The sequence below is a fragment of the Brevibacterium linens genome (genome assembly GCF_003999335.1).
In the GTDB taxonomy this organism is placed as follows: Bacteria; Actinomycetota; Actinomycetes; order Actinomycetales; family Brevibacteriaceae; genus Brevibacterium; species Brevibacterium linens.
Genome location: NZ_CP026734.1, coordinates 179,884 through 194,856 on the forward strand (window position 1 = coordinate 179,884; position 14,973 = coordinate 194,856).

The following is a 14,973-nucleotide window of genomic DNA, read 5'->3' on the forward strand; positions in this document are numbered from 1 at the left end:
CGCACAATTATGCAGTGAATCCGCAGAATATGTAACGAGATCTCGCTCTTTTTCTGCAGGGTGTTCCTCGCTAGTGTGACTGTCGAGATCGTTCCGGCAGCACACGGTCTCCGCGGTCTCTGCCGAGGAATTCGCCCGTTCCACCGGTGGGCCGCTGCAGGCAGACATCAAGGGAGATGAGAATTGACCGCTACCAACCTGGCACCGACGAAGAAGGGCTTCCCTGCCGGCTTCACCGAGGAGAAACTCGACGAGACCCGCATCAGACTCGACACCCGTCGGACCGGCTTCTCGCTCGAGGCACCGTTCTACACGGACCCGAACCTGTTCAACCTCGACATGCAGGCCATCTTCGGTCAGCATTGGGTCTTCGCGTGCAGCGTCGCCGAGATCCCCGAGCCGGGTGACTATGTCACGCTCGACTACGGTCCGTACTCCCTCATCGTCCTGCGAGGCGACGACGGCGGCCTCAACGTCCTCCACAACGTCTGCCGGCACCGCGGGGCACGAGTCCTCACCGATCCGCAGGGAACGACGGGCAACCTCGTCTGCGGCTACCACTCGTGGACGTACTCTCCCGAGGGCGACCTCATCCACGCCTCGGCGCCGGGCGAGATGACGTTCGACAAGTCCTGCTACGCGCTCAAGCGCGCGCACGGCAAGATCGCCGCCGGGCTCGTGTTCATCTGCCTGGCCGAGGAACCGCCGACGGACTTCCACGAGACCGCGAAGATCTTCGAACCCTATGTCGCCCCGCACGAGCTGGCGAAGACGAAGGTCGCCTTTCAGCAGAACATCGTCGAAGAGGGCAACTGGAAGCTCGTGATGGAGAACAACCGCGAGTGCTACCACTGCGACGGCCATCCGGAGCTGGCCTGCTCGCTGTTCCCGACCTGGGGCCTGACCGACGAGACGATCCCTGCCCATCTCGAGGACGTGTGGGAGCGCAACCAGCAGGCGCAGGCCTCCCTCGAATACCGCTGCCGCCGCTACGGCCTGCCCTATGAGGTCGTCGAAGAGCTCGACACGCGCGTCGGCGGGATCCGCATCTCCCGCGAATCGCTCGACGGGGCGGGGGAGTCCTTCTCCGCAGACGGGCGTCGGCTGTCGAAGAAGCTGCTCGGCGACCTGCCCGACTTCCGGCTCGGACGGTGCTCGATGCATCTGCAGCCGAACTCCTGGTTCCACCTCCTCGGCGATCATGTCATCACCTTCGCGGCGTTCCCGATCAGTGCCTCCAAAACGCTCGTGCGCACCACCTGGCTCGTTGCCGATGACGCCGTCGAAGGCGTCGACTACGACCTCGAGACGCTCACCCACACGTGGAAGCAGACGAACCTGCAGGACAAGGCCTTCGTCGAACTCTGCCAGCAGGGAGCGGCGAGCCCGTTCTACGAGCAGGGCCCATACATGAAGAGCGAGTACCAGGTCGAGGCCTTCATCAACTGGTACGTGACTCGGATGCGGGAGCACATCGGGTGAGGTCCTCCGCTGCGCCGGCGACACCGCTCGCCCAGCGGGTCCGGGGCCTGGAGATGCCGTGGAACCGGGTGCTGTCGAGTACCGCGGGCCCGGCCGGGGCCGCCACCGCGCTGGGCCCCTGGCACCCGCAGGAGTTCACCGCCGAATGTGTGGAGACCATCCCCGAGGCGGGTGGCATGATGGTCTTCGTCTTCCGTCGCATGGACGGTGCGCCCCTGGCGTTCCGCTCCGGGCAGTACATCAACATCGACTTCCCCATCGACGGACCGCATGCCGAACCGGCCTCCCGCAGCTATTCGATCTCGTCGGCTCCGACCGAACCGTGGACGTTCTCGATCACGATCAAATGCGACGAGAAGGGTCGGGTGTCTCCGTGGGCACACGAGAACATCCGACCCGGAACGACCCTCGACATGCTCGGCCCGGTCGGGGCCTTCCACTTGGCCGACTATGACCGGCGGGCTCGTTTCCTGCTGCTCGCGGCCGGGGCCGGGATCACCCCGCTGATGTCGATGATCCGGACCGTCCATGCCCTGCCCGGGCAGGCCGACGTCGTCCTCCTCTACCACGGTTCGGCCCCCGACTCCTTCGCCTTCTCCGATGAGCTCGACTTCCTCGCCAAGGCGGACTTCAGGATCAAGGTCATTTACTGCCTCGGCGATCGCGAGTGCGGTGAGGAGTGGACGGGGCGAACGGGTCGGCTGTCGCAGGAGCTGCTCGAGGAGCTAGTCCCCGATGCCAACGGTCGGCAGGTCTTCGCCTGCGGCCCGGAGGGCTACCTCAATTCCGCGACCGAACTGCTGCGCAGCGTCGGCGTCGACGACACCTCGGTGTTCATGGAGTTCTTCTCCGGCGACCGCGAGATCCGCGCCGAATACGCCGAAGAAGTCGCCATCGCCGGCGAGATCGCCGAGGAGATCGCGGCGACGACCGAGGAGTACTTCGAGTCTCAGCCCGCCGCTCTGGATCTGTACGAACCCGAGTACGACGCCGATGGTCCCGTCGAGGCCGTCGGCGCACCGACCGAAGCGGTCGACGCAGAGGCGGTCGTGCCCGTCGAGGACGAGGTCGAGATCGAGGTCGTCGGCGTCACCGACGACAACCTCGCCGAGGCGGGTCCCGGGTCCGCGTCCGACGCTGGGTCTGCGGGTTCGGCCGGGAGCGGGACGGCCGCCTCGGCGACGGGATCGTCCGACGATGACGAAACGGAGGTCGTCGACCCGGCCGCACTGCCTACTGTGGGTGAGGGTGAGCACACGATGTCGTTCGTGCGCACCGGCCTCAACGTCTGCGTCGGGGAGGACGAAACGGTCCTGCTGGCCGCGCGGAAGGCGGGGGTGAAAATCCCCGCGAACTGTCAGGAGGGCATGTGCGGATCCTGCAAGGTCGTCAAGCTCGACGGGGACGTCGAGATGAATCATCTGGGCGGAATCCGCGCCAGGGAGATCGACGCGGGCAAGTTCCTGCCGTGCTGCTCGACGGCGAAGACCGACCTCGTCATCGACGCCTGAATCACGAGCACCTGTCGGACATCGGCTGCGACATCAGCCTCTACCACCGTCAACAACAAGGAGTACTCAGTGCCGAAGACATCACCACGAGTCGTCATCATCGGAGCCGGCATCGTCGGCGCCAACCTCGCCGACGAACTTGCGCAGCTGGGCTGGACCAACACCCTCGTCATCGAACAGGGCCCGCTGACCATCCCGGGCGGCTCGACCTCCCACGCCCCGGGACTCGTCTTCTCCTCGAACGGGTCGAAGTCGATGACCGAGTTCGCGCAGTACACGATCGAGAAACTCACCTCGCTCAAGGACGCCGACGGGCGCGGATCGTTCCTGCCCGTCGGAGGCCTCGAGATCGCCACCACCGAGGATCGGCTGCAGGACCTGCACCGTCGAGCCGGATGGAACCGCTCCTACGGCGTCGAAGCCGACGTCATCGACGCCGACGAGTGCGCGAAGCTCTTCCCCATGCTCAACCGGGACATGGTCCACGGCGGTCTGCTCACCCCGGGTGACGGCCTCGCATTGGCGGCGAAGGGAACTCAGCTCGTCATCGAACGTGCCCGTGCCGCGGGAGTCGAATTCCGCGACCGGACCACCGTGACCGACATCGAGACGACAGGCGGGCGGGTCAGCGCTGTGATCTGCGGCGATGACCGGATACCGGCCGATATCGTCGTCTCCTGCGCCGGGTTCTGGGGACCGAAGATCGGTGAGATGGTCGGCACCCCGATTCCGCTGCTGCCGCTGGGCCACCAGTTCGCCTGGACCACCGAGGTGCCCTCTTTGGTGGGTGCGAACGAACTGCCCGCCGGGGCGAAGCGCCCCATCCTGCGCTACCAGGACAAGGACCTGTACTACCGCGAATGGGGCGAGCGGATCGGCATCGGCTCCTACGCCCACCGCCCGATGCCCGTCGACCTCGACACCCTGCAGACCTACTCGCCGGACGAGATCACGAGCGAACGGATGCCCTCGAGCCTCGAGTTCACCCCGGACGACTTCGCCCCCGAGTGGGAGGCGACGAAGACTCTGCTGCCCGAACTCGCACAGACGCAGATCCAGCGCGGGTTCAACGGCATCTTCTCCTTCACCCCGGACGGCGGGTCGCTGGTCGGACAGTCCCGTCAGGTCGACGGGTTCTTCGTCGCCGAGGCGGTGTGGGTGACCCATGGCGCCGGTATCGCCCGCGCCGTGGCTGAGCTCATCGCCGAAGGCCGGTCGAAGACCGACCTGTCCGGCATCGATCTCAACCGGTTCGAGGACGTGCAGACGACTCCGGACTACGTCAGCGAGACCTCGCAGCAGAACTTCGTCGAGATCTACGACATCATCCACCCGCTGCAGCCGCGAGTCTCCCCGCGTGACCTGCGGTCGAGCCCGTTCCGGCGGCAACAGGAGGAACTCGGTGCGTCCTTCCTCGAAACCTCCGGCTGGGAGCGGCCGCACTGGTTCGACGCGAACGCCGCACTGCTGTCGGAGATGCCGTCCGAGTGGGCGGCACCGGAACGCGACTCCTGGGCGGATCAGTTCCACTCGCCCATCGCGGCAGCCGAAGCGTGGAAGACCCGCACCTCGGTGGCGATGTTCGACATGACCCAGCTCAAACGCTTCGAGGTCACCGGCCCCGGTGCCGGCGAGCTGCTGCACGGGATGACCACCTCGTCGATGCTGCGCAAACCGGGAGCGGTCAGCTATACGCTGCTGCTCGATGAGGCCGGAGGCATCACGAGCGACATCACGGTCGCGATCCTCGATGAGGAGACCTACCAGGTGGGAGCGAACTCGGACATCGACCTCGCGGCCATCTCGCGGGCGGCCAAGCATCAGTCGGCCGCCGACCCGTCGAAGTGGGGCACCGTGCGCGAGACGACTCCGGGCACCTGCTGTATTGGTCTCTGGGGCCCGCTGGCCCGGGATGTCATCGCCAAGGTCACCGATGAGGACTTCAGCGACGCCGGACTCAAATACTTCCGTACGAAGCCCGCGGTGCTCGGGGGAGTGCCGGTCACGGCGATGCGCCTGTCCTACGTCGGCGAACTCGGCTGGGAAATCTACACCTCCGCGGATCTGGGATCGCGACTGTGGGACGTGCTGTGGGAGGCCGGTGAGGAGTTCGGAATCATCGCCGGTGGCCGCGAAGCCTTCAACTCGATGCGCCTGGAGAAGGGGTTCCGCTCCTTCGGCACCGACATGACCAGCGAACACGAACCGGTGCAGGCAGGCCTCGGATTCGCGGTGAAGGCGTCGAAGGACGACGATTTCATCGGCAAGGCCGCGCTCGAGTCCAGGGCGGCTGAGGCGACGACGAAGCTGACCTGCCTCACCCTCGACGTGCCCTCTGATGTCGTGCTCGGCAAAGAACCGGTGTACGTGGTCGGCGGGTCGGGTGTCGCGGACGGCGGGGCCGCCTCGGCGAAGTCGGACGGATCGGTCGGCTCAGGTGCCGCCGATGGCTACGTCACCTCGGCGGCGTATGGATACTCCATCGGGAAGTCGATCGCCTACGCCTGGCTGCCGAACACTCTGTCGGTCGGTGACGCCGTGGAGATCGAATACCTCGGGCGCCGCCTGCCGGCCACAGTCACCGCCGAGCCGCTCTTCGACCCGGAGATGACGCGCCTCAAGGGATGAGCCGAGGCGGCAGTCGCTGCCGAAGTTCATCGAAAAACGCATGGAGCGTCGAGAAACGGGTGTGCGCGCCCGTTTCTCGACGCTCCGCCCGTTTTTCGGCGGCTGGGCCTGTGGTGGAGTGGAGAAGGCCGACACCAATGTTCCATATGGTGGATTTTCTTTGACCGGCTGATGGGACCGGGAAAGTATGTGAGGACAGTGCTCGTTCCGCAGAGCCCGGTACCCGAAGGAGTGTCCATGTCCTCACCTGCGATCATCGGCTGGTCCCACGGCAAGTTCGGCCGGTCCGAATCACCGCTGCCCCAGATGATGGCCGACGTCGCCCGCGATGCCATCGCCGAGGCGGGACTGGAACCCGCCGACATCGACGTCATCCACGTCGGCGTCTTCAACAACGGACTCTCCCGCCAAGGCTTCGAAGCCGCCCTGCCGGGCACCGTGTTCCCCGAACTCGCCCGCACACCCGCCCACCGGCACGAGAACGCCTGCGCCACGGGGTCTGCCGCGATCTTCGCCGCCCACGACTCCATCGCCGCCGGCCGGCACACAACGGCCCTGGTCATCGGTGCCGAACGCATGACTCAAGCCTCCGGCCACGACATCAACGAAGTGCTGCTCAGCGCCAGCTTCCGGGAAGAGGAAGAGCACTTCAAATCCTTCGCCGGAGTCTTCGGCGAGATCACCCGCCAGTACTTCGCCCGCTATGGCGACCACTCGGAGACACTGGCGAGGATCGCCGCGAAGAACCACGCGAACGGATCGCAGAATCCTCTGGCGCATATGCAGAAGGACCTCGGCTTCGACTTCTGCAACACCGTGAGCGAGAAGAACCCGTACGTCGCCGAACCCCTGCGCCGCACCGACTGCTCGATGGTCTCCGACGGAGCCGCGGCGCTGGTCCTGGCCGCCGAGGATGTCGCCGCCTCCGCGCCGCAGGCCGTGACGTGGAGGGGCATGGGCAACGCCAACGACGTCCTGCCGCTGTCCCAGCGCGACCCGCTCGAGATGGCAGGCGCCCGCGCGGCCATGGACCAGGCGCTCACGGCCGCCGGCATCGGCATCGACGACCTCGACTTCCTCGAGACCCACGACTGCTTCACCATCGCCGAACTCCTCGAATACGAAGCCTTCGGCCTCGCCGCCCCCGGTCAGGGCCACACCCTGCTCGACGAGGGCACCACCGGGATCGGCGGTCGCCTGCCCGTCAATCCCTCCGGCGGACTCAAGGCCAAGGGCCACCCCATCGGCGCGACCGGTGTGTCCATGCACGCCCTGGCCGCCGCTCAGCTGACCGGTCGGTCGCCCGGCATCCAGATCGAGTCCCCGGAACTCGCCGGAGTCTTCAACATGGGCGGTGCCGCCGTGTCGAACTTCGCCTCGATCCTCGAGCGCGTCCGCTGATGCGCGCCGTCTCCCAGACCTCCCCGGCCAAGGACTTCACTCCCACACCTCGGCGCGGGGTCAACGTCTCCCACTTCCTCACCCAGACCGCCCGGCGTCTGCCCGACCGCCTCGCCGTCGTCGACGACGATAACGGGCAGCGGTGGACCTGGGCCGAACTCGACGCCCGCGCCGAGGCGCTCGCCGCCGCCCTCCAAGCCGGTGGCGTGGATCGTCGCGACACCGTCCTCCTCGTCTCGGCCAACCACGCCGAGGTGATCCAGTCGTTCTGGGGGATTCTGCGCTCCGGCGGGGTGATCGCCCCACCGAACGCAGCCCTGTCGACCGAGGAGCTGCTCGGCATCAGCGCCGAGGTGGCCCCTGCGGCCGTCATCGCCGACCGCGCCCACTCCGACTTCGTCACGGCACTGAAGGACACGGGCTTCACCGGCCCCGTCCTCTGGATCGGAGAACTGCCTACCGGCGGCACCTCGCCGAGCGCACGACTTGACGTCGACAGCATCCTTTACGAAGAGTCGTCTCGGCGTGAAGGTGTGCTCTCGGCGGAGGTGAGTGATGCCGAAGCCGTCGACTCGGCAGTCGACGAGGACGACCCCTGCTGGTACTTCTTCACCTCCGGATCGACCGGCCGACCCAAGGCCGCGACGTTCACGCACCGCCACCTCGGCGCGGTGCTCATGAACCACCGCTGCGACCTCTTTCCCAACGAGGACGAGACGGGAGCCTCCCTCGTGCTCGCGCCGCTGTCGCACGGGGCGGGCATCCATATGCTCGGGCAGGTCTTCGGCGGCACCCCGTCGGTCATCCATCCCGGTGGCAAGCCCAGCGTGGAGTCCCTGTGGCCGGCCATCGATGCCTACGGGATCACGAACGCCTTCACCGTCCCGACCATCCTCAACCGCATCGTCGCCGGCTTTCCCGACGGCCGCGGACCCGAGGACCACACCCTCGAGCGCGTCATCTACGCCGGTGCCCCGATGCTCGCGACCGACCAGGCCCGGGCGCTCGAGCGGCTCGGACCCTGCCTCGTCCAGTACTTCGGCCTCGCCGAGGTGACTGGTGCGATCACGATCCTCCGGCCCGAGGACCACGGAGTCATCCCTGTCGACGACGCCGGCATCGGCACCTGCGGCCGCGCCCGCACCGGAGTCGAGATCGCCATCGTCGACGAGACCGGCACGCAGCTGCCCGCCGGTGTCCAGGGCGAGGTCTGCGTGGCCGGACCGACCGTGTGCGCCGGCTACCTCGGTCGCCCCGATGCCAACGCCGAATCCTTCGCCGGCGGACTCTTCCACACCGGCGACGTCGGCTACCTCGACGACCGCGGATACCTGTTCCTCACCGGCCGCAAATCCGATATGTACATCTCCGGCGGATCGAACGTCTACCCCCGCGAGATCGAGGAACTCCTCCTCACCGACACCGAGGTGGCCCAGGCCGTCGTCGTCGGCGTGCCCGATGCGCAGTGGGGCGAGATCGGCGTGGCCGTCATCGAACGCGCGACGGTGCCGGCCGGTGCCGATGGTGGTGTCGGTGGCGGCGACCGGGGCGATGCCGCGAATTCGAGCAGCGTCGCCGACTTGTCCGAGCGGCTGACCGCGCTGTGCAAATCGGGGCTCGCCGCGTACAAGGTGCCCAAGGAGATCCATGTCGTCGAGACCATGCCGGTGACCGCCTACGGCAAACTCGCGCGCAAGGAACTCAAGGCCGAATACTCACAGGGACGAGGCAGCGCACGATGAGCACAACAGACACGGCAGCCGTGTCAGGGCCGGCAGGTAGGTTAGTCGGCACGACGATCATGGCCATCGGCTGCGGCACTCCGGACGGGGAGGTGAACAACGGCTTCGCTGCGGCTATCGGATTCCTTCGCGAGGGGGCGAAGGTCTGCATCGTCGACCGTGACCCAGGTGCGCTTGACGAAGCGACCCGGGCCCTCGCCGAGGCGGCCGCCCGGGCCGACTCGAACGGGGCGGACACCACCGGGCGGTGCCACCTCGGTGGGGCCGCTTTCGATGCCCAGGTTGATCTCGGCTCCCAACTGACCACGGTCGTCGCCGATGTCGGCGACGAGGACTCGCTGGCGGCGGCGTTCGCCCATTGCGCCGACCGTCTCGGCGGTCCGACCGTGCTCCATTACAACGTCGGAATCGTCGTCAACGGAGGAGTCGACGACCTCGCCACCGACGGCTTCCGCCGTGTCCTCGACATCAACCTCACCGGGGCGTTCTCGGCGATCAAGCATGCCCTGCCGCATATGCGCACGGCCGGGCACGGGTCGATCATCACGGTGTCCTCGGTCGGCGGGATGCGGTATATGGGCTATGACTATCCGGCGTATGCGGCCTCGAAGGCCGGGCTCATCGAGCTGACGAAGGTCGTCGGCGCGCAGTATGCCTCCGAAGGCATCCGCGCGAACTCGATCGCCCCGGGCCTCATCGAGACCCCGCTCATCCACCGCTCGATCTCGGGTCACTACGACTCGGTCGAGGAGATGCTCGCCGCCCGTCACGCCCAATCCCCGACCGGGACGATGGGCCGACCCGAGGACGTCGCCGACCTCGCGGTGTTCCTCGCATCACGCGAATCGACCTACATCAACTCCACGCTCATCCCCGTCGACGGGGGACTGACCCACTACGCGGGGATGCCGAAACGATGACGCTCACGGACGTGTGCACGGTTCGGGCCGACTCGGTGACGGAGAACCCGGCGAACACGGCGGGGAACTCGAGTGTGAATGGAACGGCCGCCTCGGCGAGGGAATCCACCGTCACCGCGGTCGGGGCCTGACCCCGCCGAACTCAACGACAGTGAGATAACGGAAATCAAGGAGGCAATGGTGCCGAGAACACGGACGACGAGGACGATGCTCGTCTGGTCCGCCGTACTGATGGTGTGCGCCCTGCTGCTGGCGGGGTGCGGAACGAACTTCGGCACCACCGACGACGGCAAGCAGCGCTACCGCTGGAAGATGACGGTGACGACGGGCTCGACGAGCACGTGGTACCTCGCGGCACAGAAGCTGGCGAAGGACCTCGAGGACGAGACCGACGGCCGGATCACGATGAAGATCTTCACGAGCGAACGACTCTCCGCCGGCGAACCCACCGCCGGGGTCGAACAGCTCATGGACGGTGCGAAGGACTTCTCCTACAACTCGCCGATCATCTACGCCGGCGTCGACCCGCGCTTCGGCGCCGTCACCGCGCCCTTCGTCTTCGACTCCGTCGAGGACGGACAGGAGGCGCTCGCCGGTGCCGGCGGGCAGGTGTACAAGGACTACCTCGCCGAACGCGGCGTACACCTGCTCGGCTTCGGCGAGTCCGGGATGCGGCAGCTGACGAACTCGCACCGGCCCATCCACACTCCCGAGGACATGCGGGGCATGAAGTTCCGCATCCCCGGTTTCGGCATGTACACCGACCTCTACCGGCAGATCGGCGCGAACCTGACGACGATGCCCTTCAGCGAGGTCTTCACCGCGCTGCAACAGGGTGCCATCGATGGGCAGGAGAACCCGATCGACGTCATCTACTCGGCGAACCTGCAGGAGGTCCAGCCGTACCTGACGCTGTGGAACTACTCCTACGACCCGCTCATCCTCGGCGTCAACAAGGATCTCTTCGACTCCCTGACGCCCGAGGATCAGAAGCTCGTGACCCGACTGGCCGGTGATGCGAACGCGTTCCAGATCAAGAAGAACCGGGACGGTGAGTCCGAGCTCATCGACAAACTCAAGGAATCCGGTATGGAGGTCAACGAACTCAGCGACGAGGAGAAGGACGCCTTCCGCGCGAAGCTGGGTCCGATCTACAGCGAATACCGCAAGGTCTGGGGACCGGACATGGCCCAGGCGTTCATCCCGAAAGGACTGTGAGATGAGAGTCATCAGATTCTTCGAGGACTGGGTCATCATCGCCTCGTTCATGGTGATTGTGATCGTCACCTTCGTCAACGTCCTCTCCCGCTACATCTTCAAGGCCTCGCTGGCCTTCTCGGAGGAGATCACCATCAACCTCCTCGTCGTGCTCACGATGATGGGAGCCGTCGTCGGGATCCGCCTCGGCGCGCATCTCGGGTTCACCTACCTCGTCGAGAATGCGAAGGCAGGGACCCGCCGCGGACTGCTCTTCACCGGCACCGGACTCATCGTCGTCTTCCTCGCCGTCCTCCTCATCTGGGGTGGGGAGATGACGATCGCGCAGGGTCTGCGCGGCCGGGCGACCCCGTCGCTGGGCATCCCGCAGTGGCTGTTCACCCTGTCCATCCCGTTGGCCGGTCTGCTCGGAATCATCCGCAGCATCCAGGCCCTGCGGACGGCTCTGGGTGAGGACACCTCCGCCGAGGCGGTCGTCGACAGGCTCGCCGGTGAGGCGACCCCGACCGTCGACTCGTCCGAATTCTCGTCAGATGTCAAGGGAGGTCGGAAATGATCGCGCTTCTGCTCTTCGGCAGCTTCTTCCTCTTCCTCGGCCTCGGGATCCCCGTCGCCTTCGCCCTCGGCCTGTCCGCCGTCGTCACTCTCGTGACCACCGACGGCTTCCAGGTCCTCGACGTCGTGCCCTCGGTGATGTTCCCGTCGATGAGTTCGGGCACGCTGCTGGCGATCCCGTTCTTCATCCTCGCCGGCATCGTCATGCAGTACACCGGCATCTCGCAGCGGCTCGTCGACCTCGCGTTCCTCATCTTCGGACGCCTGCGCCACGGCCTGGCCGCGGTGACGATCATCTCCGCGTTCTTCTTCTCCGCGATCTCCGGATCGGGGCCGGCCACCGTGGCCGCGATCGGTGCGATCCTCATCCCCGCGCTCGTGCGTCACGGATACCAGAAGAAGCATGCGGTCTCCCTCGTCGCGGCCTCCGGGTCGATGGGCATCGTCGTGCCCCCGTCGATCGCGTTCATCATCTTCGCCGTCGTCGCCGCCGAGTTCGGCAAGATCTCGATCTCCCGGCTGTTCATCGCCGGCATCGTGCCCGGCATCATCATGGCGCTCGCATTCTTCATCGCCGCACTGTTCGTCCCGCGGGTGCGTGAGCTCGCCGGTCTGCCGGTGAGGGCCACGACCGGCGCCGAGGCGGGGGCCGGGTCGACGTCGACTGCGGCGGGTTCTGATTCCGCCGGCAACGGCGGTTCGGGTGCGTCTGTGGCAGGCGATTCTGCGGCAGCGGGGAAGACTCAGCTGCTGACGACGAACGGGAAGGCCGCCTCGGCGAGTTCCGGATCCACCGGATCGGGCGTCGGAACCGTCGATCCGACGGTCACGGACCATCACGACGGCGGGTTCGGCGAGTTCATGTCCGCGCTGGTCAAGGCCATTCCCGGGCTGCTCATCCCGGTGATCATCCTCGGCGGGATCTACGGCGGAATCTTCACCCCCACCGAGGCGGGAGCCGTCGCATCCGTGTACGCGCTCGTCGTCGGGGTGTTCGTCTACCGGGAGCTGAGCTGGAAGGACATGCCGAAGGTGTTCCTCGAGTCCGGGGTCTCGACCGCGGTCATCATGTTCATCGTCGGCGTGGCCAGCCTCTTCTCCTATGTCATCACCGTCGAGGGGGTGGCCGACCGGATCTCGACGGCGGTGCTGGGAGTGACGGACAACAAGTACCTCATCCTCGCGGCGATCACGATCATTTTGCTCATCGTCGGGGCCTTCGTCGACGCGATCAGCGCGTTCTACCTGTTCGTCCCGATCCTCGTGCCGATCCTCATCGGCGTGGGCGTGGACATGACGACGATCGGTGTGTTCATGACCGTCAACCTCGCCATCGGTCTGTTCACCCCGCCGGTCGGGCTCAACCTGTATGTGGGCGCGGGCATCGGGAAGATCAGACTCGAGGAGGTCGCGCGCGGAATCATGCCGTTCCTCATCTGCGCGATCATCGCTCTGCTGCTCATCACCTACATCCCGGCGATCTCGAACTGGCTGCCCGACCTGCTCGGGGTCGGGTAGTTCGGGCTGCCCGCTGTCGGGGTCGGTGCCTGCGGGAGTCGGCCTCGGCTGGTGGGCCCGGCCATTCGGTCGGGCCGGGAATCTCACGTCTCACTCACCTCTGTCGAAGGAGAATCATGGAACCGTATCTGCTCACGAACAAGACGGCCCTGGTCACCGGTGCCGCGCAGGGCATCGGCCTGGCCATCGCCACCGCACTGGCCAGGCGGGGCGCCTCGGTCGGGATCGTCGACCTCAAGGGTGCGGAGGAGGCCGCGGCCGGGCTGGCTTCGGAGTACCCGGATCAGCGATTCGCGGCGTTCTCACTCGATGTCCGCGACGCCGACGAGGTGACGGCCGCGGTGGGGTCGTTCGTGTCGACCTTCGGGGGTCTCGATATCCTCGTCAACAATGCGGGCACGGCCGCGCGCATCGGCATCGATGAGATCACCGTCGAACAGTGGCAGCGTGATATCGAGACCAACCTCGGTGGGACGTTCAACTTCATCAAGGCCGCCGTCCACCCGCACATGTGGGAGGCCGGGAGCGGGTCGATCATCAACATCTCGTCGATCTCGGGCATCAACGGGGGAGCGGTCTCCGACGGGGAGGCCGGTGCCCGCTCGGGTCCGGCGTATGCGGCGAGCAAGGGCGGGATCATCGCCCTGACGAAATGGGTGGCCAAGGAGTACGGACGCCGGGGCATCCGCTGCAATTCGGTGGCGCCGGGACCGGTCGAATCCGCGCTCACCGTCGGGCAGACCTATGACACCTCGGGTCAGGCGCTCGACCGCATGGGTCAGCCGGATGAGATCGCCGAGGCGGTCGCCTACCTCGCCACCGACGGTGCTGCATTCACGACGGGACAGATCCTCCGCGTCGACGGCGGGGCCGTGATGTCGTGAGTCGCTGACATTGTCGGTCGCTGGAGCGGTCGGTCGCGAGCAGACGATCCCCGCAGCATTCTCAGGATGGTGCGGGGATCGTTGCGTCGGCGGATCTGTCCGGTTGGGCGACGTGCGCGGTCAGTCGGTGCGGCGGACGAAGAGTTCGAAGGTCACCGCCACCGGGTTGGCTCCGGATTCGAGGGTGCCGAAGCTGACCTCTCCGGCGACGTCGACGACTTCGCCGGAGAGGGTGATCTGTGGAGTTGTGTTCTGCGCTCCGGTCACGGCGCCGCTCAGATGGGTGAACTCGACAGCCGGCCATGGGGCACTGCCGCCTGTGAACACGGCTCCGGTGGTGCTGCCGAGACTCGCGACCACCTCGGCGGAGTCGAAGCCGGCGGTCCGGCAGACGGCGAGGACCGCCTCGTCGAGGATCTCACCGGGACGGATCCGGGAGACGACGGCATCGGGGAAGGCCGAGTCTTCGACCGCCTCGCCGAGGGGGCGCACCGATTCCGTCGGGCAACTGCCGGCAGGGATCGGCGCGAACGCGGAGAACCCGGTCTCGGGATCGACGTCGCTGATCAGCCGCGCGTCGTGGAGGGCGAAGAGTCGGATCGTCAGTCCGGCCGGCCCTGCCAGAGTGCCCGGCAGCAGATGCCCGCCTCTGGCTTCGTTGTCGGGACCGGTCCACGATGCGTGCACGTGGCTGAACGGAGAGCCGCCACGGACGCCGATGGTGGCCGATGCATGACGCAGTCGGGTGGGGACATCGACGCTGAATGCCTCGGTGAAGGACATCGGGTGCTCTGCGTCGGGACCGTAGGCGGGGTGGACGTAGTCGATGTGTCCGAAGTCCCCGGACACGAACTCTGCCATGATGCCGGGAACGGCGAAATCGGTCAGCGACTGCTCGAGGGCGGCGAAGACGTCAGCGCCCTCCAGCAGTTCGAGGAGGTGCTCAGTGCAGCGGGTCGGGACGGAGACGATGCGGGGACTCTGTCGCTGTCCCGCGTGGATGACCGTCGTTCCCGGCGCCTTGAGTGGGAAGGTCGGCTGCGGCAGGTCTGTCGTCTCGGCTCCATTGCTCATGGCTCGATTATCGTCGGCGGCCAGCGTCGATGTCGCCGAG

General features: G+C 66.6%; 12 protein-coding genes. 11 read left to right on the forward strand and 1 reads right to left on the reverse strand.

Annotated features, from left to right (window positions below; translation table 11 throughout):
* Positions 1–261: 261 nt before the first annotated feature.
* The 11 genes from CXR29_RS00825 (at position 262) to CXR29_RS00870 (ending at position 13,859) form a co-directional block, all read left to right on the forward strand.
* Positions 262–1,482: an aromatic ring-hydroxylating oxygenase subunit alpha gene (locus tag CXR29_RS00825; protein WP_241241652.1), complete on the forward strand. Its 1,221-nt coding sequence runs from the start codon at positions 262–264 to the stop codon at positions 1,480–1,482.
* Between the two features lie 53 nt (positions 1,483–1,535).
* Positions 1,536–2,993, forward strand: coding sequence for a flavin reductase family protein (locus CXR29_RS00830; protein WP_127365214.1), 1,458 nt, complete (start codon positions 1,536–1,538; stop codon positions 2,991–2,993).
* 69 nt (positions 2,994–3,062) lie between these two features.
* Positions 3,063–5,621 carry a GcvT family protein gene (locus tag CXR29_RS00835; RefSeq protein WP_127363591.1) on the forward strand — a complete coding sequence of 853 codons (2,559 nt, stop codon included), beginning with the start codon at positions 3,063–3,065 and terminating at the stop codon, positions 5,619–5,621.
* Positions 5,622–5,858: 237 nt separating this feature from the next.
* Entirely contained in the window at positions 5,859–7,022 is a 1,164-nt protein-coding gene (locus CXR29_RS00840) for a thiolase domain-containing protein (RefSeq protein ID WP_127363592.1), read from the forward strand.
* Entirely contained in the window at positions 7,022–8,764 is a 1,743-nt protein-coding gene (locus tag CXR29_RS00845) for an AMP-binding protein (protein WP_127363593.1), read from the forward strand. The genes CXR29_RS00840 and CXR29_RS00845 overlap by 1 nt, the downstream gene beginning before the upstream one ends.
* On the forward strand, positions 8,761–9,684 hold the full coding sequence (locus tag CXR29_RS00850; protein WP_206516242.1) for an SDR family NAD(P)-dependent oxidoreductase: 924 nt from the start codon (positions 8,761–8,763) through the stop codon (positions 9,682–9,684). The genes CXR29_RS00845 and CXR29_RS00850 overlap by 4 nt, the downstream gene beginning before the upstream one ends.
* Positions 9,681–9,815 (forward strand): hypothetical protein, encoded by a 135-nt coding sequence (locus CXR29_RS17815; protein ID WP_257904173.1) that lies wholly within the window; start codon positions 9,681–9,683, stop codon positions 9,813–9,815. Before CXR29_RS00850 ends, CXR29_RS17815 begins: the two co-directional genes overlap by 4 nt.
* Before the next feature lie 46 nt (positions 9,816–9,861).
* Positions 9,862–10,902: a DctP family TRAP transporter solute-binding subunit gene (locus tag CXR29_RS00855; protein ID WP_241241532.1), complete on the forward strand. Its 1,041-nt coding sequence runs from the start codon at positions 9,862–9,864 to the stop codon at positions 10,900–10,902.
* A gap of 1 nt (position 10,903) precedes the next feature.
* Entirely contained in the window at positions 10,904–11,458 is a 555-nt protein-coding gene (locus CXR29_RS00860) for a TRAP transporter small permease (protein WP_127363594.1), read from the forward strand.
* Positions 11,455–12,975, forward strand: coding sequence for a TRAP transporter large permease (locus tag CXR29_RS00865; protein ID WP_101596292.1), 1,521 nt, complete (start codon positions 11,455–11,457; stop codon positions 12,973–12,975). The genes CXR29_RS00860 and CXR29_RS00865 overlap by 4 nt, the downstream gene beginning before the upstream one ends.
* Positions 12,976–13,091: 116 nt before the next feature.
* Positions 13,092–13,859, forward strand: coding sequence for an SDR family NAD(P)-dependent oxidoreductase (locus CXR29_RS00870; RefSeq protein ID WP_101555500.1), 768 nt, complete (start codon positions 13,092–13,094; stop codon positions 13,857–13,859).
* A 120-nt stretch (positions 13,860–13,979) separates the two neighbouring features.
* Here the strand turns inward: CXR29_RS00870 and CXR29_RS00875 are convergent, their stop codons facing one another.
* Positions 13,980–14,933, reverse strand: a complete 954-nt coding sequence (locus CXR29_RS00875) for a PCC domain-containing protein (RefSeq protein WP_127363595.1) — start codon at positions 14,931–14,933, stop codon at positions 13,980–13,982.
* Between the last annotated feature and the right edge of the window lie 40 nt (positions 14,934–14,973).